18 protein-coding genes and 1 pseudogene are annotated in these 19,526 nt (G+C 63.6%); 10 read left to right on the plus strand and 9 right to left on the minus strand.

Annotation, left to right across the window (positions count from 1 at the left end; genetic code table 11):
- Positions 1 to 35: 35 nt before the first annotated feature.
- Both XH91_RS24390 and XH91_RS24395 read right to left on the minus strand, forming a co-directional pair.
- Positions 36 to 1,580, minus strand: a complete 1,545-nt coding sequence (locus tag XH91_RS24390; protein WP_128952940.1) for an acyl-CoA synthetase — start codon at positions 1,578 to 1,580, stop codon at positions 36 to 38.
- Between the two features lie 160 nt (positions 1,581 to 1,740).
- The gene (locus XH91_RS24395) at positions 1,741 to 2,550 is read right to left on the minus strand and encodes a crotonase/enoyl-CoA hydratase family protein (RefSeq protein ID WP_128952941.1); all 810 of its coding nucleotides are present in this window, start codon (positions 2,548 to 2,550) and stop codon (positions 1,741 to 1,743) included.
- A 104-nt stretch (positions 2,551 to 2,654) separates the two neighbouring features.
- Here XH91_RS24395 and XH91_RS24400 point away from each other — a divergent pair, with 104 nt between their 5' ends.
- On the plus strand, positions 2,655 to 3,527 hold the full coding sequence (locus XH91_RS24400; RefSeq protein WP_128952942.1) for an SDR family oxidoreductase: 873 nt from the start codon (positions 2,655 to 2,657) through the stop codon (positions 3,525 to 3,527).
- 253 nt (positions 3,528 to 3,780) lie between these two features.
- On the plus strand, positions 3,781 to 5,358 hold the full coding sequence (locus tag XH91_RS24405; RefSeq protein WP_128952943.1) for a fatty acid--CoA ligase: 1,578 nt from the start codon (positions 3,781 to 3,783) through the stop codon (positions 5,356 to 5,358).
- A 186-nt stretch (positions 5,359 to 5,544) separates the two neighbouring features.
- Here XH91_RS24405 and XH91_RS24410 read toward each other — a convergent pair whose 3' ends face one another.
- The gene (locus XH91_RS24410) at positions 5,545 to 6,819 is read right to left on the minus strand and encodes an acyl-CoA dehydrogenase family protein (RefSeq protein ID WP_128952944.1); all 1,275 of its coding nucleotides are present in this window, start codon (positions 6,817 to 6,819) and stop codon (positions 5,545 to 5,547) included.
- A gap of 213 nt (positions 6,820 to 7,032) precedes the next feature.
- Between XH91_RS24410 and XH91_RS24415 the strand changes: the two genes are divergently transcribed.
- On the plus strand, positions 7,033 to 7,812 hold the full coding sequence (locus XH91_RS24415) for an enoyl-CoA hydratase-related protein (RefSeq protein WP_128954979.1): 780 nt from the start codon (positions 7,033 to 7,035) through the stop codon (positions 7,810 to 7,812).
- A gap of 69 nt (positions 7,813 to 7,881) precedes the next feature.
- Here the strand turns inward: XH91_RS24415 and XH91_RS24420 are convergent, their stop codons facing one another.
- The 5 genes from XH91_RS24420 to XH91_RS39000 all read right to left on the minus strand — a co-directional run bounded on the left by XH91_RS24420 (position 7,882) and on the right by XH91_RS39000 (position 11,509).
- Positions 7,882 to 8,985 carry an ISAs1 family transposase gene (locus tag XH91_RS24420; protein ID WP_100175217.1) on the minus strand — a complete coding sequence of 368 codons (1,104 nt, stop codon included), beginning with the start codon at positions 8,983 to 8,985 and terminating at the stop codon, positions 7,882 to 7,884.
- A 203-nt stretch (positions 8,986 to 9,188) separates the two neighbouring features.
- Positions 9,189 to 9,566 (minus strand): DUF6285 domain-containing protein, encoded by a 378-nt coding sequence (locus XH91_RS24425; RefSeq protein WP_128952945.1) that lies wholly within the window; start codon positions 9,564 to 9,566, stop codon positions 9,189 to 9,191.
- Positions 9,567 to 9,568: 2 nt separating this feature from the next.
- Entirely contained in the window at positions 9,569 to 10,555 is a 987-nt protein-coding gene (locus XH91_RS24430) for a phosphotransferase family protein (protein ID WP_128952946.1), read from the minus strand.
- Positions 10,552 to 11,340 carry an enoyl-CoA hydratase/isomerase gene (locus XH91_RS24435; protein ID WP_128952947.1) on the minus strand — a complete coding sequence of 263 codons (789 nt, stop codon included), beginning with the start codon at positions 11,338 to 11,340 and terminating at the stop codon, positions 10,552 to 10,554. The genes XH91_RS24430 and XH91_RS24435 overlap by 4 nt, the downstream gene beginning before the upstream one ends.
- A 10-nt stretch (positions 11,341 to 11,350) precedes the next feature.
- Entirely contained in the window at positions 11,351 to 11,509 is a 159-nt protein-coding gene (locus XH91_RS39000; protein WP_164933775.1) for a hypothetical protein, read from the minus strand.
- On the opposite strand from XH91_RS39000, the gene XH91_RS24440 reads away from it, so the two are divergent.
- From XH91_RS24440 to XH91_RS24460, 5 genes and pseudogenes are all read left to right on the plus strand, one after another.
- Positions 11,508 to 12,287, plus strand: coding sequence for an SDR family NAD(P)-dependent oxidoreductase (locus tag XH91_RS24440; RefSeq protein ID WP_128952948.1), 780 nt, complete (start codon positions 11,508 to 11,510; stop codon positions 12,285 to 12,287). The genes XH91_RS39000 and XH91_RS24440 overlap by 2 nt on opposite strands.
- 109 nt (positions 12,288 to 12,396) lie before the next feature.
- Positions 12,397 to 12,777, plus strand: a complete 381-nt coding sequence (locus XH91_RS24445) for a VOC family protein (protein WP_128952949.1) — start codon at positions 12,397 to 12,399, stop codon at positions 12,775 to 12,777.
- Between the two features lie 303 nt (positions 12,778 to 13,080).
- Positions 13,081 to 14,358: an acyl-CoA dehydrogenase family protein gene (locus tag XH91_RS24450; RefSeq protein WP_128952950.1), complete on the plus strand. Its 1,278-nt coding sequence runs from the start codon at positions 13,081 to 13,083 to the stop codon at positions 14,356 to 14,358.
- Between the two features lie 152 nt (positions 14,359 to 14,510).
- A pseudogene (locus XH91_RS24455) lies at positions 14,511 to 14,741 on the plus strand (flavin reductase family protein); the annotation flags it as partial.
- Positions 14,742 to 14,766: 25 nt separating this feature from the next.
- Positions 14,767 to 15,492 (plus strand): N-acetyltransferase, encoded by a 726-nt coding sequence (locus XH91_RS24460; RefSeq protein WP_347338585.1) that lies wholly within the window; start codon positions 14,767 to 14,769, stop codon positions 15,490 to 15,492.
- Between the two features lie 50 nt (positions 15,493 to 15,542).
- Here XH91_RS24460 and yghU read toward each other — a convergent pair whose 3' ends face one another.
- Positions 15,543 to 16,415 (minus strand): glutathione-dependent disulfide-bond oxidoreductase, encoded by an 873-nt coding sequence (gene yghU / locus XH91_RS24465; RefSeq protein WP_128952951.1) that lies wholly within the window; start codon positions 16,413 to 16,415, stop codon positions 15,543 to 15,545.
- A gap of 316 nt (positions 16,416 to 16,731) precedes the next feature.
- On the opposite strand from yghU, the gene XH91_RS24470 reads away from it, so the two are divergent.
- Together XH91_RS24470 and XH91_RS24475 are read left to right on the plus strand one after the other, a co-directional pair.
- A complete protein-coding gene (locus XH91_RS24470; protein ID WP_128952952.1) occupies positions 16,732 to 17,880 on the plus strand; it encodes a nitronate monooxygenase in 1,149 nt (382 codons plus the stop codon).
- 29 nt (positions 17,881 to 17,909) lie between these two features.
- Positions 17,910 to 19,427 (plus strand): acetyl-CoA acetyltransferase, encoded by a 1,518-nt coding sequence (locus XH91_RS24475; protein WP_128952953.1) that lies wholly within the window; start codon positions 17,910 to 17,912, stop codon positions 19,425 to 19,427.
- Positions 19,428 to 19,526 lie beyond the last annotated feature (99 nt).

Consider the following 19,526-nt stretch of genomic DNA (forward strand, 5'->3'; position numbering starts at 1 on the left):
CAATTCGGCACTGTTTTCACGTAGCCCGGAAGCCCTCAGATCTTCCGTCCCGCCTGCTCCCAATAGGGATCGCGCAGGCGGCGCTTGAAAATCTTGCCTGAGTCTTCGCGCGGCAGGCCGGTGCGGATCTCGATATGCTTCGGCACCTTGTAGTCGGCGAGCGAACTCTTCAGTCGCGCGCGAATGCCGGCGACACCGAGCGTGACGTCAGGTTGGAGCTCGACAACCGCCATCAGCGCCTCGCCGAATTCGGCATCGGGGATGCCGAACACGGCGCAATCATGCACGCCGGGCACTGCGTGCAGCACGGATTCGATCTCGGCCGGATAGATGTTGACGCCGCCTGATATCACCATGTCGCGCTTGCGATCGCAGATGAAGACGTAGCCGTCTTCGTCGATATAGCCGACGTCGCCCGAGGTAATGAAACCGTCGCGGTCGATCTCGGCACGCTTCTCCGGCTTGTTGTGATAGGTGAAGTCGGCCATTTCAGGCATGCGGGAATAGATCTCGCCGATCTCGCCGACATCAAGCACCCGGCCGTCATCGCCGATGAACCGCAACTCGGCGCCGGGCGAAATCCTGCCGACCGTCCCCGGCTTCTTGAGCGCGTCCTCGGAGGTCGCGAAGGTCACGGCACTCGATTCGGTCGAGCCGTAAAATTCATAGATCACCGGCCCCCACCATTCGATCATGGCGCGCTTGACGTCCGCGGGGCATGGCGCGGCGGCGTGGATGATGTGGCGAAGCGAGGAGACGTCGTATTTCTTGCGGACCTCCTCCGGCAGCTTCATTAGGCGGATGAACATGGTCGGCACCATGAAGATCGTGTCGATCTTGTATCGCTCGATCGCTTGCAGAAACTCTTCCGGCTCGAAGCGCGGCATCAGCACCAGCGCGCCGCCGAGCTTGCCGGAGCGGATGCCGAACGAGTTCGGCGCGGAGTGATAGAGCGGACCCGGCAGGATGGCGCGGGCGCCGGGCTTCAAGCCGTAGATCATCGCGCGCATGCGCTCACCGGCGGCCTGCTGCTCCGGCGTCGGCGCGTTCCGGCGCACGCCCTTGGGATGACCTGTCGTGCCTGACGTGTAGATCATGTTCATCGGCTGCGGCACGACCGGGCCGTCATAAGGCTGGAACTGCGAGAGCCAGGATTCGAAATCGATCGCGAAGTCCGGCGTCTTGAGATGATCGGGATCGATCTTGTAGTTTGCCAGGATCTCCGGTGGCGTGGGTACGCTGAGCACGGTAACGCCTTTCGGAATCACATCGCGCAAGGCGTGCAGCATGTCGGCGTGGCCGATCAGCACGGAGGTTCCGGTGTCGCCAAGGATGTAGTTGATCTCCTCCGGCTTGAAGTGCCAGTTGATCGGCACGCCATAGGCGCCCAACCGCATCGCGGCGTAGGCAGCCTCGAGGAAGGCGATGTCGTTGCGCATCAGCATGCAGACGCAATCGCCCTGGCGGACGCCTGACTTGGCCAGACCGGACGCGATCCGGTCGGCGCGATCGGCGACCTCGCTATGGGAGCGGCGGCGGTCGCCGGAGACGATGCCGAGGAACAGGGACGTTTCGCTCATTTTTGTTTTCCGATCTTTCGTCGGGTTGAAGACTGTAGCCACAACCACGTTCGTCATTCCGGGATGCGCCAAAGGCGCAGGCCCGGAATCCATAACCACGAGCCGGGGTCATGCATTCCGGGCTCGATGCTTCGCATCGCCCCGGAATGACGGGGAGCTGCTAATCCACATACCTCGCCGCGCGCTTTTCCAGGTTCGAGCGCACCGCTTCGGTCTGGTTCGGGCTGCCGATCAGCTTCTGCTGCTCGACGGATTCAGCGAGCAGCGCGGGACCCGGATCGACCGAGAGGTTGTTCAGCAGCCGCTTCGCGGCGCGGATCGCATCGGGGCTTTTTGCCGCAATCTCGCGTGCGACTTCGAGCGCGGCAGCGCGCGGATCGTCGCAGATGCGGGTGGCGAGGCCGTAAGTCATCGCCTCCTGCGCAGAGAAGATCCGCCCCGTGTAGGTGAGATCGCGCAAGATGTCGTCGCGCACGAGTGAAGCAAGGATCGGCGTTCCCGCCATGTCAGGGACCAGGCCCCATTTGATTTCCATCACCGACATCCGCGCATCGGGGCTCAGGAAACGCATGTCGGCGCCGAGCGAGAGCTGGAAGCCGCCGCCGAAGGCAACGCCATGTACGGCGGCGATCACTGGAACCGGAAGCTGGCGCCAGCCCCACACCGCCTGTTGCGGGAAGTTCGCCTGGCCGTGCGTGCGCTTGGTGAGATCGCGATTTTCGCCGCCCGGAATTCCGTTGCCGCCCTTCTCCTTCATGGCGGCAAAACGCCCCATGTCGAGACCGGCGCAGAAGGCACGGCCATCGCCCGACAACACGACAACGCGCACGCCCTTTTCCTTCGAAAGCCGCTCGGTTGCCGCAACAAGGGCCTCGAACATGGCCTGATCGAGCGCATTCATCTTGTCCGCGCGCACCAGGCGCACGTCGGCGACGCCTTCCGAGATCGAGATCGAGACGCGCTCTTCCATGGATGAATTCTCCCTGTTCTTGTTCGGTGCCGCTTTACAGAAAGCTGGCAGCCGGTTTTAGTCAATCGACCAATTAACTGACAATCCGTACGGGAGAAACAGCCATGTTCAAGGAAAATCTTCTGGCTGGACGGCGCATTCTCGTGACCGGCGGCGGCACCGGCCTCGGCAAGTCGATGGCGGCACGTTTCCTCCAGCTCGGCGCCGAGGTTCACATCTGCGGGCGGCGCAAGATCGTTTGCGACGAGACCGCGATCGAGCTGATGGGTGAGTATGGCGGTCGCGTCACCAGCCACGGCGTCGACATCCGCAATGCGCTCGCGGTCGAGGAGATGATCGACAACATCTTTCGCGAGGCGCCGCTGACCGATCTCATCAACAACGCCGCCGGCAATTTCATCTCGCGCACGGAAGAGCTCTCGCCGCGCGGCTTCGATGCCGTCGCCAACATCGTGATGCACGGTACGTTCTACGTGACCCATGCGGTCGGCAAGCGCTGGATCGCCCTGAAGGAGCCCGGCAACGTCGTCTCGATCACGGTGACCTGGGTGCGCAACGGCTCGCCCTACGTGGTGCCGTCGGCGATGAGCAAGTCGGCGATCCACGCCATGACGATGTCGCTCGCGACCGAATGGGGCCGCCACGGCATCCGCCTCAACACCATCGCGCCGGGCGAGATCCCGACCGAGGGCATGAGCAAGCGCATCAAGCCCGGCGACGAGGCCGGCGCGCGCACCAAGGCGATGAACCCGATGGGCCGCGTCGGCACCATGGAGGAACTGCAGAACCTCGCCGTGTTCCTGATCTCCGGCGGCTGCGACTGGATCACCGGCGAAACGATTGCGATGGACGGCGCGCAGGCGCTCGCCATGGGCGGCAATTTCTACCAGCTCCGCGACTGGAGCGACGACGACTGGAAGACCGCGCGCGAGAGCATCATGGCGCAGAACGAGAAGGACCGGGCGAAGCGGGGGTAGCGTAAGAAAGCTGACGCATTCGCCTTGCCCTCAGCCGTCGTCCTGGCGAAAGCCAGGACCCACTACCATCGAGTCTAGTTTGGCGAAGATTGGCAATGACCTTTCTTCGCCAAATTGCGTTTTGTGGCTATGGGTCCTGGCTTTCGCCAGGACGACGGTGTCGAAGCAGCTTCGCCTCAATCGCCCCACCTTGTCTTCACCCGCGGATGACGCCACACTCCCCGCACAAAAACAAAACGCCCATGGGGGAAACATGTCCACACGGCCATTGGCTGATCTCGCCGACATGGTGCGCGAGCGCGCGGCGAGCCGCGGCAACGCTATCGCCTACGAGTTCGAGGGCCGCGTCACCAGCTTTGCCGAGTTCGACGTCAACACCAACAAGGTTGCCAATGCCCTCGTCGCGATGGGCGTGAAGAAGGGCGACCGCATTGCCTATCTCGGCAAGAACAGCGACTCTTACTTCGAGCTGCTGATGGGCGCCATGAAGGCCGGCGTCGTGATGGCGCCGGTGAATTGGCGGCTCGCGGGCCCCGAGGTCGCCTTCATCGTCTCCGATTGCAAGGCGCCGGTGCTGTTCGTGGGACCCGAGTTCATCACCCAGGTTCGGCAGATCAGGGATCAGATCCCCGGCGTGCGCACCGTCATCACCACCGAGGGCGGCGCACCGGAATGGCAGGATTTTGCGGCCTGGCGCGAGGCGCAGAGCGGCAACGACCCGAAGGTTCCGATCGACACCAAGGACATCGCGATCCAGCTCTATACCTCAGGCACCACAGGCAAGCCGAAGGGCGCGATGCTGAGCCACGCGAACTTCCTCAACCTCGTTCAGACAGGCAATGCCGAGGACAAGCCGGAATGGAACCGGTGGTCGACCGACGATGTCTCGCTGGTCGCGATGCCGATCTTCCATATCGGCGGCTCGGGCTGGGGCGTGATGGGGCTCTATCACGGCGCCCGCGGCGTGATCGCGCGCGAGTTCGATCCGACCAAGGTGCTGGATTTCTTCGAGCAGTCGGGCATCACGAAACTCTTCATGGTGCCTGCAGCGATGCAGTTCGTGGTGCGACAACCGCGCGCAAGGACGGTGGATTTCTCGCGACTGAAATACATGCTGTACGGCGCCTCGCCGATTCCGGCGGCGCTGCTGAAGGAGTGCATCGAGGTCTTCAAATGCGGCTTCGTGCAGATGTACGGCATGACCGAGACGACGGGCACCATCGTCGCGCTGCCGCCGGAGGATCACGTCGAAGGTCTCGAGCGGATGCGCTCCGCCGGCAAGGCGCTGCCGGGCGTCGAGATCGCGATTTTGGACGCGGACGGCAAGCCGCTGCCGCCGCGCCAGGTCGGCGAGATCGCGACGCGCTCGGGCTCCAACATGGCAGGCTACTGGAATCTGCCGGAGGCAACCGCCTCGACGCTGCGCGGCGACGGCTGGCTGCGCACGGGCGATGCCGGCTACATGGACGAGGACGGCTACCTCTACATCCACGACCGCATCAAGGACATGATCATCTCCGGCGGCGAGAACATCTACCCCGCTGAAGTGGAGAGCGCGCTGTGCGATCATCCTGACGTCGCCGAAGCCGCCGTGATCGGCGTGCCCGACGACAAATGGGGCGAGGCGGTGAAGGCCATGGTGGTGATGAAGCCCGGCAAAGAGGCCACCGCCACCGACATCATCAACTTCACCCGCGAGCGCATCGCCGGCTTCAAGACGCCGAAAAGCGTGGAGTTTCTGCCGGCGCTGCCGCGGAATCCGTCAGGCAAGATCTTGCGGCGACAATTGCGCGAGCCGTATTGGGCGGGGAAGGATCGACGGGTGAATTGATCAAGATGCGATAAGGCAATCGAGCCCGGCTCCGCGGAGTGTTCTGGATTGCTTCGCTTCGCTCGCAATGACGGCGTAGAGGCAGAGGCGCAACTGCCTCCCCGTCATTGCGAGGAGCCCTTGCGACGAAGCAATCCAGGCGGCCTCCGCGGTAAGACCGCAGGTCGCTTCGCTCATAGCGACGTCTCAGTGCTTCCCCGGCCCCATATACCCGAACAGGAACCCCGCCACTTTCCGCATCTGGATCTCCTCGCTCCCCTCAGTGATGCGGTAGCGCCGGTGGTGGCGGTAGATATGCTCGAACGGCTTGTGGCGCGAATAGCCCATGCCGCCATGGACCTGCATGGCGCGGTCGGCCGCCTCACAACAGAGGCGGTTTGCCCAATAGTTGCACATCGAGACGCGGTCGGAGAGCGTGCGCTCGATCTGCTCCTCGGTGAGCTGGTCCATCTCCCAGGCGGTCTTGCGGATCAACAGACGCAGCATCTCGGCCTGCGTCGCGAGCTCGACCAGCGGGAACTGGATCGCCTGGTTCTCGGCAAGCGCCTTGCCGAACGGTTTTCGCTCGCGCGCGTATTTGACGCTCTCGTTGATGCAGTAGACCGCAGCTCCCAGCGAACTCGCCGCCTGACGGATGCGGTTCTGATGCACGAAGCATTGCGCCAGCGACAGCCCGCGGCCGACTTCGCCGAACTGCGCGTCCTCAGGCACGAACACATCGGTAAAGCTGACGCGCGGGTGGTCGGTCGGCATGTTGAAGGTCCACATATATTCCTCGACCTTCACGCCGTGGCTCTTGGCCGGCACCAGGAAGCAGGTGATGCCGCGGGCATCGCCGTCATTGCCCGACGTGCGCGCGAACAGCGCGCAATGGGTGGCGACGTGCATGCCTGTCGTCCACATCTTCTCGCCGTTGATGATCCAGCCCTTGACGTTGTCCCTGACAGCAGGCACCGCGCGCGTCTCCATGTGGGTCGCGTCGGAGCCGTGATGCGGCTCGGTGAGGCCAAAGGTGATGCGGTACTTGCCCTTGATCGAGCCGTCGATCATCGCCTTCTGGTCGTCGCGGCCGTAGCGGTCGAGCATGGTGACGACGGGGAAATTGCCGACGATCGAGTGCTCGTTCTGGAGGTCGTTGTGCAGGCCGAGGCCCTTGGCGGCGAAATGCTCGCGGATCACGGCCATCCAGAGATTGGATCCGTCCTTGCCGCCATATTGCTTCGGCACCGGAAAGCGGAGGTGACCGGCGGCATCCGCAAGGTCTTTCGCCTTGCGCAGCAGCGCTTCCCACTCATGCCGCGGCAGGCCGCCGTTCTCGAAATCGGTGCGCGCCCATTCGCGGCGATGATCGAAGAAGCGGATGTTGTCATCGGCCTGTTCCAGCGGCTTGATCTCGCGCGCGATGAAACGGTCGAGTTCTCCGAGATAGGCGACGAGATCGGCAGGCAATGAGAAATCCACAGGTTCTCTCCCGGATTGATTTTGTCGTTTTGTGTTAAGGCGCTAGGCGCATTCGTGCTTCGCTCGATTAAGGTGAGAAGAGCGCGTGCAAGTCAAGCAAGCCGACGCGTGTGAGGCGCGCAAGGCGCACCCGCGCAATTCGATGGTGCTCTTGCGTTGACGCGCAGTAGTATGACGTCAACATTCCCTTACGAAAAACTGCGGGAGCGCGCGATGGAGCTGAAATTCTCAAAGGTGGAACGCAAGGGGCCGATCACGATCATCACGCTGTCGCGGCCCGAGGTCTACAACGCGCTGCACATCGATGCGCATTTCGAGCTCAACAAGGTGTTTGACGATTTCGCCGCGGACCCCGAGCAATGGGTCGCGGTCGTCACGGGTGCCGGCGACAAGGCGTTCTGTGCCGGCAACGATCTGAAGTGGCAGGCGGCGGGGGGAAAACGCGGCTGGGACAAGGGCGGCTTTGCCGGCCTCACCTCGCGCTTCGACTGCGACAAGCCGATCATCGCCGCGGTCAACGGCGTCGCCATGGGCGGCGGCTTTGAAATCGCGCTGGCCTGCGATCTCATCATTGCCTCGGAGAACGCGACCTTCGCCCTGCCCGAGCCACGCGTCGGCCTTGCCGCGCTCGCCGGCGGCCTGCACCGGCTGCCGCGCCAGATCGGGCTGAAGCGCGCCATGGGCATGATCCTCACCGCGCGCCATGTCAGCGCCAAGGAGGGACATGAGCTCGGCTTCGTCAACGAAGTGGTTCCGCAAGGCGAGGCGCTCGCGGGCGCGCTGCGCTGGGCCGAGACGATCACCAAGAACTCGCCGATGTCGATCCGCGCCTCCAAGCAGACCATCCGCAGGGGCCTCGCCGTGTCACTCGAGCAGGCGATCGAGGAGCAGCGCGAATATCCCGCGGTGAAGGCGATGGTGGCCTCGCAGGATTACATCGAGGGGCCAAAGGCGTTCTCGGAGAAGCGGCCGCCGAAATGGCAAGGGAAATAGTGCGATCGCATCGCCGTAAGTCTGAGTGCGCCCAACATCATCAGTTTCATGCCCCGGCTTGACCCAGGGCTATCGCATGTGACCGATAAGGCTGAGAAGGAATTCGTCTTCCCAGCCTGCTCGTTTGACCTTCTGTCGCATGGAGATGCGGGCGGGGTGGGCTCGAATGAGATTGATTGCAGCTCGCCGCAAGATCGCGAAGTTCTCGGGGCCGTTGTTTTTTCTGGTTCGGCAAGCGTCTTCGCCAAAGACGACATCGAGCACCCAGTGCAACTGATTCTCGATGCTCCAATGGCCTCGGACGACCTGCAACAATCGTCTTGCGGGCAGGTATTTGGACAACAAGTAATATCGCACGGACGGCTTGCCGGCGGGTTTGCCATGCAGTCGGCGGCGCGAAGTGATGCGAGCCACGGCCGCCACTCCGGGAAAGCGGTTTGTCGTACCCAGACTGATGTTGCGCATGACGGTGGCGCGCCGGGATTCGCATCGATCGTGCGTGCTCGGCTCGCGTCGTTGAGCCACGCTGCGCTTGCCCGAGCGGGCAAAGCAGCGCTCGACCTCCGCGAACAGTTTGCTTTGATTTTCCTTGAGAGCCAGCACGTAGTGGGCGCCACGCTCGAGCACCTTCTTGGCGAAGGGACGATTGCAATGCAGGGCGTCGGCAGTGACGATGCAGCCTTCGAGCGAAAGCATTTGCAGCACATCCAGGGCACCTTGGGCCTCGTTGCGGCCTGGCGCCTTGCATGCAGCCAGGGCCATGCGGGCTTCGGTTGCAAAGACATTGACCATGTGCAGTGGCGTGGCGCTGCGACCGCGTTCGTAAGCTCCTCGAACAGCTTTGCCATCGACTGCCACCACGCCGGTGAGCTTGATCCCGTTGGCCTCTGCGAATGCTGCCATAAAGCTTCGGAAGGCCTGTTCGAAAGCCCCCGGATCGAGCGCGTTGAAGACCCGGCTGAACGTATCGTGACTGGGGATTCCGTGCTCCAACCGAAGGAATTGCCGCAACAGCTTTTCCTTGGACGACGCGAAAACCTCCATATCCGTCGCGCCCTGTCCTCCGCACAACACCGTTGCCAGCGCGATGACGATGAGGTCCAGCAGGTCGTGCAGTGCGTTGGGTGCACGCGGATCTGGCAACGTACTGAAGATACTGCGAATCTTGCGCATAGGACCCCCACGCCGAATCGGGAGTCCTCTTCAGAATCCATATCGCTGGCCCGCGCAATACCACCCTCAAACCCACATGCGATTCCCCTGCGGCTTGACCGGGGCATCCAGTACGCCGCGGCTTTTCCGTAGCTCACGGCCCTCTCTGGAATACTGGATCGCTCGATCAAGTCGGGCGATGACAGCGGAGAATTTGGCGCGGCCTAGCCGCCTCGCTCCAGCTCTCGCTTGTAGGACGCGTAGTTCGGCTGATCGACGGCGAGCTTGTCCATCGTGGTCGCCCACAGATGCTCGGCGAGCCCCGGCGTTGCGAGATCAACCTCGCCTTTCGCGATGCGCTCAGCGAGCGCGCGGTTCAGCTCCGTGACCGAGCCGTTGACACCGAGCAGCCCGCGCAGCCGCTCCACTTCCCTCGCATCGCTCCCCTCCTCCTGCGTCAACTGTCGCGTCACGAGGTCGAGGATGTTGACCGCGACGCGCAGCTTGAACGCCTGATGGCCGGATATCAGCGGCGTGATGTCGTTGCGGAGGAAATCGGCGACCGCCTTGGTCAGCTCGATCGGGGTCGGTTCGTCCTGCATGCCTATCCTCCCCGCGGCGCCAGCAGCCGTAACAGATCGATCTCGGTCTCCGACGCGCGGCGGCCGATCATGGCGCGCTCCATCGAATGATCCGGTCCCTCGCGGAACCGCTGCATCATGCCACCGCACATGATGCCCCAACGCAGCGTCCCCATCACTTCCCAGAACTTGACGCGCGCTGCATCGACCCTGCGGCCGGCAGCCTCGTAGCCCGCGAACAGCTCCTCGCGCGAGCCGAAGCCACCGACAGGCTTATCGATCTCGCCAAAGCGCCAGGAGTTGACGCAGATCCAGCCGAGGTCCTCCATGGGATCGCCGAGATGAGCGAGCTCCCAGTCGAGCACCGCGCGAACGCCGTCGGCGCCGATGATGAGATTGCCGTTGCGGAAATCGCCGTGCACCAGTGTCGTCTCGGCCGACGGGCCGGGATCATGATCGCGCAGCCAGCGCAGCGCCAGCTCGAACACGGGCTTTGGCCAATTCAGGCTGCGATAGTCACGGTCGAACTCGGCAATCTCCTGCGTGGCCGACCTGCTGCGCAGTTTCGGCAATTTGTCCTGCGGCAGCCGATGCAAACCAGCAAGCACGCCGCCGACCTGCCGCGCCAGGATGGGACGTACGGCAGCGAATTCATCATCACGAAGAATCTTGCGGGCGATGGTCTCCCCCTCGACCCGCTGCATGATGAAGCCGGTGCCGAGCTCTTCATCCGGCGTCAGCACGTGCATCACCCGCGGCGACGGCACGCCCGCCTCGTAAGCGAGCTGCATCAGCTGCGCTTCGGCGGCAAGCCCTGCAGCCCGCGTCGGCGCTGCGCCGTACCCCTTCGGCGAGCGGCGCAGGATTGCGCCGATCGGCCCGTCGGGATGGGTGATATCGAAGCGCCAGGTCTCCTGACTGGCGCCGCCCGACAGCTTTGCCGCGCTGGTGACGCCGGTCGCGCCTGGACACCAGCGCTGAACGCTGCAGGATAGCTCCGCCTCGATCATTTGCCTTTGAACTGCGCGGGCCGCTTCTCCAGGAATGCGCCGACGCCCTCGCGAAAATCCTGCGTATCGCCGGCGCGGAGCTGGCACTGGAACTCGAGATTGAGCTGATCCTCGAAGGAATTTTCCGGGCTATCCCAATAGAGCTTGCGGATCAGCGCCAGCGCCACCGTCGGGCCGCTGGCGAGATCGCGCGCAAGCTTCATCGCTTCTTCCATCAGCACGCCGTCATCATAGACGCGGTTGACGAGGCCCCATTCCAACGCCTTCTCGGCCGGGAGACGCTCGCCCATCAGCGACAGTTCGACCGAACGCGCCTTGCCGATCAGGCGCGGCAAGAGCCAGGTCGAGCCGCAATCCGGCACGAGACCGATGCGGCGGAAGGCTTGCAGGAAGTAGGAGGAACGTGCGCACAAGATCATATCGCCGAGCAGCGCGAAGCTCATGCCGGCACCGGCGGCCGGACCGTTGACCGCGGTCACGATCGGACAGTGCAGATTGCGGATGCGGCGCAGGAACGGATGAAAGCCGGTCTCCAGTGTCAGGCCGGCCTTGGTCTTCTTCGACTGGTTGTTGCGGCCTTGCAGATTGGCACCGGTGCAGAACGCACGGCCCGCGCCGGTCAGCACCACGCAGCGCACCTCGTCCTTCTTCTCCTCGATCGCGTCGAGCGCATCGGAGAGACCGCCCAGCATGTCAACGGAGACCGCGTTCATCACCTCCTGATGGTCGAGCTTGAGGATCGCGACCGAACCATCGAATTCGAGCGTGACGTGTTTGAACTGCATCGTTTCCTCGTCAGTTGCAGCCCGCGCCAGTTTCGCAGACCGGAATTTGGTTTTGCCGGGGCGCATATTTGATTTTTGGCGCGGTCTTGTCCATGGTGATTGCAGCATAGCAAGCAATCTTGCGCGCAGCGGCTGATGCGCCGCATACTAAAAACAGGAAACGCGCCATGAACCTTTTCGACCTCACCGGCCGTGTCGCCGTGATCACCGGCGGCAATGGCGGCATCGGGCTTGGCATCGCGCAGGCGCTCGCCGGCCAGGGTTGCAACATCTCGATCTGGGGCCGCAACGCCGACAAGAACAAGGCCGCTGCCGCGAGCATGACCGGCCTTTCAGGCAAGGTCGATACCCGAATCTGCGACGTCACCGATCCCGCGTCGGTCAATGCCGCGATGAAGGCGACGCTCGACACCTTCGGACGGGTCGATGGCTGTTTCGCCAATGCCGGCATCGGCGGCGGCGGACGGCGCTCCTTCATCGAGCGAACCGAAGATGAATGGCGCACGATGTTCGCGACCAATCTCGACGGCGTGTTCCACGCGTTCCAGGCTGCGGCAAAACACATGACCGACCGCGCCAATGCCGGCGACCCCTTTGGCCGGCTGGTCGCGACCTCGAGCCTCGCCTCGATCTTCGGCACCGCGCGCAACGAACATTATGCCGCGACGAAAGCTGCCATCAACGCGCTGGTGCGCGCGCTCGGCGTCGAGCTCGCCCGCCACGGCGTCACCGCGAACGCGATCCTGCCCGGCTGGATCAAGAGCGACATGACCGCGGGCATCATGGCCAACGAAAAATTCGTGGCCAATGTGATGCCGCGCATCCCGATGCGGCGCTTCGGCGAGGCCAGCGATTTCGGCGGCATCGCGGTGTATCTGATGAGCAAGGCGTCGTCGTATCACACCGCCGACACGTTCGTGATCGACGGCGGCTATACGGCGTTTTGATTCTTCGTAGCCCGGATGGGAGCGTAGCGTAATCCGGGACTTTCAAAAGCAAGTAAGACCCGGATTTCGCTACGCTCCATCCGGGCTACAACTCTGAGGGGGAAGGCAAATGTTTTCACATATCATGATCGGCACCAACGACCTCGACAGGGCCAAGACGTTCTACGACAGCCTGCTGAGCACGCTCGAGGTGCGGCCGGCCAAGGTCGACGGCCATCGCATCTTCTACTTCACCAAGACCGGCGTGTTCTCGGTGACCAAGCCGATCAACGGCGAGCCGGCGACCTGCGCCAACGGCGGCACCATCGGCTTTGCCGCCAACTCGCCCGAGCAGGTCGACAAGTGGCATGCCGCCGGTGTCGCCGCCGGCGGAACGCCGATCGAGAATCCGCCCGGCGTCCGCGAGGGCGCGGGAAACAAGCTCTATCTCGCCTATTTGCGCGATCTCGACGGCAACAAGATCTGCGCGATGCATCGGATGCCGAGCTGATTGAGCGACAACCACTCCTGTCATGCCCCGCGAAGGCGGGGCATCCAGTACGCCGCGGCTTCTCGATTTCTATCGCTGCGGCCTCTGGAATTCTGGATCGCCCGGTCTTCGCCGGGCGATGACAGCGGAGCGTGTGGCGCACGCAACAGCGGCCTCCTCACCCCCATTCAAACAACATTTCAAACGCGCTCGCGAAAATTCCATCGCGTGGCATGGCGCGCGTGAGAAATACACGCTCGCACTTTCGCGGCGCTGCGACTATTCTCCCGGCCAACACGATCTCAGCGTCCCCCGGGAGGAACAATGACAAAGCACAGCTATATTCCCCGTACGACCAACTACACGCTCAATCCGGGCGATGAGCTCAATGACCTCAGGATGTCGGACCAGGTCCGGCCGCTCTACGATCACGTCAAGAAGTTCATCCGCGAGACGGTCGAGCCGATGTCAATCGAATTCGCCAAGGCGGGCGAAGGCAAGGAAGATCGCTGGAGCTTCACGCCGAAGCAGCTCGAGGTGCTCGAGGTCGCCAAGAACAAGGCCAAGAAGGAAGGTCTGTGGAATTTCTTCCTGCCCGATGACGAGACCGGCCAGGGCCTGAAGAACCTCGATTACGCCTATATCGCCGCCGAGCTCGGCAAGAGCCCGCTGGCGTCGGAGACCATGAACTGCTCGGCGCCCGACACCGGCAACATGGAGGTGCTGGAGCGTGTCGGCACCAAGGAGCAGAAGGAAAAGTGGCTGAAGCCGCTGATGAACGGCGAGATCCGCTCGGCCTATGTCATGACCGAGCCGAACGTCGCCTCCTCCGACGCCAAGAACATCTCAACGACCGCAAAGCTCGTCGGCGACGAATGGGTCATCAACGGCGAGAAGTATTACATCTCCGGCGTCGGCGATCCGCGCTGCAAGATCCTCATCGTGATGGTGAAGACCAATCCGGATGCGGCGCCGAGCAAGCAGCAGTCGCAGATCCTGGTGCCGCGCGACACCCCCGGCGTCGAGGTGCTCGGCCCCATGTACGTGTTCGGTCAGGACCACGCGCCGCGCGGCCACATGCACATGCGCTTCAACAATGTGCGCGTGCCCAAGGAGAACATGCTGCTCGGCGAAGGCCGCGGCTTCGAGATCTCGCAACTCCGCCTCGGGCCCGGCCGCATCCATCATTGCATGCGCACCATCGGCAAGGCCGAGAAGGCGCTCGATTTGATGGTGCAGCGTGGCCTCACCCGCGAAGCTTTCGGCAAGAAGATCGCCTATCTCGGCGGCAACATGCAGATCATCGCGCAGGCCCGCTGCGAGATCGAGGCGATGCGGCTGATGGTGCTGAAGGCGGCCAAGGCGATGGACGTGCTCGGCAACAAGGAGGCCCGCGTCTGGGTCTCCATGGTCAAGGCCATGGTGCCCGAGCGCGCCTGCAAGATCATCGACCAGGCGATCCAGATGCACGGCGCCACCGGCATCTCGCACTGGACCCCGCTCGCCGAGATGTACCAGGACGTCCGTCACCTCCGCTTTGCGGACGGCCCGGACGAGGTGCACTGGATGGTGGTGGGCCGCCACGAGCTGAGCATGGCGTAAGAGACTCTCTCCTCTTCCTCTCCCCGTTCTGAGGAGGAGAGCCCGGATCGTAGGGCGGATTAGCAAGGCGTAATCCGCCCTTTTTCTTGCGAGATGGCGGATTACGCCTTCGGCTGATCCCCCTACGAAGTCTCCCGGTAATCGGAGCCGCCATGGACTACGCCGCCAGCGACCTGACGCCACGCGAGCGCTACAAGGTGCTGACCTCCTTCATGCTGCCGCGGCCGATCGCGTGGGTGACCTCGGCGGGACCGACCGGCGTCGTCAACGCCGCCCCGTTCAGCTTCTTCAACGCCTTCTGCGAGGATCCGCCGCTGTGCATGTTTGCGGCGAACCGCAAGCCGAACGGCCAGGACAAAGACACCTTCCTCAACATCCCAAGGGATAGCTGACACAGGGAGCGAGACGATGCCGGAAACCTTTCACGACAACGAGGAGCGCAGCCGGTTCGAGCTCGATGTCGACGGGCCCGTTGCCTTCGTCACCTACCGCAAGAGCGACGGCGCGATCACGCTGGTGCACACCGAGGTGCCGCCCGAGCTCGGCGGCCGCGGCGTCGGCTCCAGGCTCGGCCGCGCCACGCTGGAGGCGGTGCGTGCACAGGGACGCAAGCTTTTCGTCGAATGCGACTTCATCCGCAATTTCATGACCAAGAATCCTGGCTACAACGATCTTCTTGCCGAGGGCGAGGACGCGCATGAGCAGCGGCTCGCAAGCTACCGTGGGGGTTGTTTTTGCGGCGCCGTTGAGGTCGAGGTTACGGGCAAGCCGGTCTTCGCCGGCTATTGCCGCTGCGCCGATTGCCAGGCCTGGTCGGCCGCACCGATCAATGCCTTCAGCTTGTGGAAGTCGGACAGCGTCCGCATCACCAATGGAGAAGCGGAGCTCGGGACCTTCAACAAGACCGAGCACTCCTATCGCAAATTCTGCAAGCGCTGCGGCGGCCATGTCATGACCGAGCACCCGCGCATGCGGCTGATCGACGTCTATGCCAATCTTTTGAAGGGCTACCAGCACCAGCCGACCCTGCATGCGAACTACGCGAGCAAGATGGTATCGGTGAGGGACGGCCTGCCGAAATACGCCGATCTGCCGGCGGAGCTGGGTGGATCCGGGGAGATCTTACCGGATTGATCGTGCATCCTCGCCCCGCTTGCGGGGGGCGAGGCGAAGGACGCGACCTGTTACGTCGCCGGCGCGACCTTGTCCTGCGTCTTGGTCTCGAAATCGGATGCGTCGTGGCGCTCGTGGAGCTGGCTGGCGGGATCGCCGGAGACGCGGTTGACCATGCGGCCGCGCTTCACGGCCGGACGTTTGGCGATCTCATCGGTCCAGCGCTGCACGTTCTTGTAGTCCTGCACGGACAGGAACTCGCCGGCGCCATAGACCAGCCCTTTGGCGAGCGCGCCGTACCACGGCCACACGGCCATGTCGGCGATGGTGTACTCCTTGCCCGCGAGATATTCGTTATCGGCAAGGCGCCGGTCGAGCACGTCGAGCTGGCGCTTTACCTCCATCGCGAAGCGATCGATGGCGTATTCGATCTTGAACGGCGCGTAGGCGTAGAAATGGCCGAAACCGCCGCCGAGATAAGGCGCGCTGCCCATCTGCCAGAACAGCCAGGACATCGCCTCGGTTCGGGCCTTGATCTCCTTGGGCAGGAAGGCGCCGAACTTCTCGGCAAGATAGAACAGGATCGAGCCGGATTCGAAGATGCGGATCGGCTCGGGGCCGGAGCGGTCCATCAGCGCTGGGATCTTCGAGTTCGGGTTGATGTCGACGAAGCCGCTGCCGAACTGGTCGCCATTGCCGATCTTGATGAGCCAGGCGTCGTATTCTGCGCCCTTGTGGCCCAGTGCGAGAAGCTCCTCCAGCATCACCGTGACCTTCACCCCGTTCGGCGTCGCCAGGGAGTAGAGCTGGAACGGATGCTTGCCGACCGGCAGCTCCTTGTCGTGGGTGGGGCCCGCGATGGGCCGGTTGATGCTGGCGAACTGACCGCCATTCTCCTTGTTCCAGGTCCAGACTTTGGGCGGCACGTAGGGGGTATCGGTCATGCGGGAGCTCCGGCGAAAGATGCGCCTGCATTAATTAGCCCGCGGATGGCCGATGGCAAGCCCCGCCGGCTCTGCGTCCGGCGCGGGCCTCAGGCCGGCGCCATGCAGACTGGCCTGTCGCCCGCCGGCGCCGCCGATGATCTGGATCGTTCGTTGACATCTGTTGACGCTCGCGCTTCGCCCACGACGCAACGCCTGCGCGCAAGATGCTCGCCCAAATCCGGCGTGGCATCATCGGCAACGAAGGGCTGGCGTCGAACGGCCCCTGCAAGGCAAAACAACAAAACAAGAAGAGCAAGGCCGCCGGGAGAGGACCATGAAATCGCCGATCTGCGACATGCTGGGGATCGAGTTCCCGCTGCTCGCTTTCAGCCATTGCCGCGACGTCGTCGCCGCTGTCAGCCGCGCCGGCGGCTTTGGCGTGCTCGGCGCCACCGTGCACACGCCCGATACGCTCGAGCGCGAGCTCAAATGGATCGACGATCACGTCGATGGCAAGCCTTACGGCATCGACGTGCTGATCCCGGAGAACATCTCCACATCGGGCGAGAAGGACGTCACCTGGAAGAGCCTGGAAGCGCGCGTGCCGCTGGAGCATCGCGCCTACACGCGCGACCTCCTGAAGAAGTACGACATCGAGCTGACGACGACGGAGGTGGACGACAACCAGCCGCAACCGTTCGACGCCGGGACCGCGCTGGAGCTGCTCAAAGTCTCGTTCAATCATCCGATCCGCCTGATCGCGAATGCGCTCGGCGTGCCGCCGAAGGCGATGATCGAGATGGGCAGAAAGCACAACGTGCCGGTTGCAGCCCTCGTCGGCGCCAAGGAGCACGCGTTGCGCCAGGTCGCGGCTGGCGTTGATATCCTCGTCGTGCAAGGCACCGAGGCCGGCGGCCATTGCGGCGAGGTTTCGACCATGGTGCTGGTGCCCGAGGTGATCAAGGCCATCAAGCCGATCCGCGACGTGCCGGTGCTTGCGGCCGGCGGCATCATGACCGGCCGGCAGATGGCGGCCTGCATGGCGATGGGTGCGGCCGGCGCCTGGACCGGTTCGGTGTGGCTGGCGACCGTCGAATCCGAGACCAGCGAGATCTTTCGCGAGAAGATGATCGCGGCCTCGTCGCGCGATGCGATCCGCTCGAAAGGCCGCACCGGCAAGCCGGCGCGGCAGCTCCGCTCGGTCTGGACCGACGCTTGGGACCGCGCGCCGGAAAGTCCGGGCGCCCTGCCGATGCCGCTTCAAAGCATCATCAGCCGCGACGCCTTCAATTCGATCGACCGGGCGGCGGCCGCCGGCAACGCCAAGGCGCGAGATCTCGTCAGTTATTTCGTCGGCCAGGGTGTCGGCCTGATCGACAGCGTGAAATCCGCGGGCGCCCTGGTGCAGGAGTTCAAGGAAGAGTTTGCCGAAGCCGTCGAGCACATCAATGCGCTTGTGGCGGAGAGCGGAGCGAAGCAATGACGAAACAACAGAAATCGTGAATCTGGATTATGACTGACAAGAGCCCTATCCCCGAAGACCGCATTCCCGTCATCGTCGGCATCGGCGAGATCGTCGACCGCCCCCAGGAGATCACCGAAGGCCTCGAACCGCTCGACCTGCTCGAACAGGCGCTCCGACGCGCAGAAGCTGACGCCGGCGCAAAGCTGCTTGGCGAAGTGCAGTCGCTCGACGTCGTCAACTTCCTGAGCTGGCGCTATCGCGATCCCGAGAAGCTGCTGGCGCAGCGCCTCGGCATCTTACCCGCACATTGCTATTACGGCCCGGTCGGCGGCGAGACCCCGATCCGCTACATCCACGAGGCGGCAAAGCGCATCGCGCGCGGTGAATGCAACGTGGCTGCGGTCTGCGGCGCCGAGGCGCAATCGACCGTGACGAAAGCCGATCGCGCCGGCGTCAAGCTGCCATGGACGCCGTTCGCCCATGATGTCGCGGAGCCCAAGCGCGGCGCGGCATTCCAGAAGCCGCTCGCCATCAAGCTCGGCGTGTTTCGGCCCGTCACGGTCTATCCCTTCTATGAGGCCGCCTCCTCCGCGCATTGGGGCCAGACGCCGCACGAGGCGATGGCGGAATCGGGCACGCTGTGGTCGCGCTATTCGGACGCCGCTGCGCAAAATCCAAATGCCTGGCTGAAAAGGCGCTATGCGGCCGAGGAGATCACGACACCGACAGCGGACAACCGGCTGATCGCCTGGCCCTACAACAAGCTGATGGTGGCAAACCCCAGCGTCAACATGGGCGGCGCGCTGCTGCTCACCAGCCTTGCCAGGGCACGCGCGCTCGGCATTGCGGAGCAGAAGCTGGTCTATCCGCTCGGTGGCGCGTCAGCCGAAGACCCGCCCGACTATCTCGTGCGCGACCAGTTCTTCGAGAGCCATCCGCAGAACGCCGTGCTGAAGGCCGTGATGGATCTTGCGGGCGGCGACGGCAAGAAGTTCGACGCGATTGAGCTCTATAGCTGCTTTCCCTGCGTTCCGAAGATGGCGCGGCGGACGCTCGGCCTTTCCGCCGACGTGCAGCCCACCGTGAACGGCGGTCTCACCTTCTTCGGCGCACCGCTCAACACCTACATGACGCATGCAGCTTGCGCGATGGTGCGCCGGATCCGCGGCGGCGACAAGCTCGGCCTGCTCTACGGCCAGGGCGGTTTTGTTACCAAACATCACGGGCTGGTCGTGGCGAAGGCGCCGCCGCGCGATGCACTCGCGCAGGAGACGAGCGTGCAAGCGGAAGCCGACCGCAACAAGCGTGCGGTGCCGGAGTTCGTTAACGAGGCCTCAGGCAAGAGCAAGGTCGAGAGCTTTACGGTGCTCTATGGCCGCGGCGGAGATGTCGAGCACGGCGTGGTGATGCTGCGGACGGAGGATGCCAAGCGTACCCTGGCGCGGATTCCGGCGGGCGACAGTACGACGCTGGTACATCTTCTGAACATGGACCGCACGCCGGTCGGCTCACTGGGCGAGATCACCATGGCCGCGGATGGCGTGCCGGAGTGGCGCGTGGCGTGATCTCGTAGGGTGGATTAGCCGAAGGCGTAACCCACCACTGTTTGTATCCGCTGGGAAAGAAGAGGTGGGTTGCGTCGAGCAGATGCGCTTCGCGCATCT

It is taken from the genome of Bradyrhizobium guangzhouense (assembly GCF_004114955.1).
GTDB classification, from domain to species: domain Bacteria; phylum Pseudomonadota; class Alphaproteobacteria; order Rhizobiales; family Xanthobacteraceae; genus Bradyrhizobium; species Bradyrhizobium guangzhouense.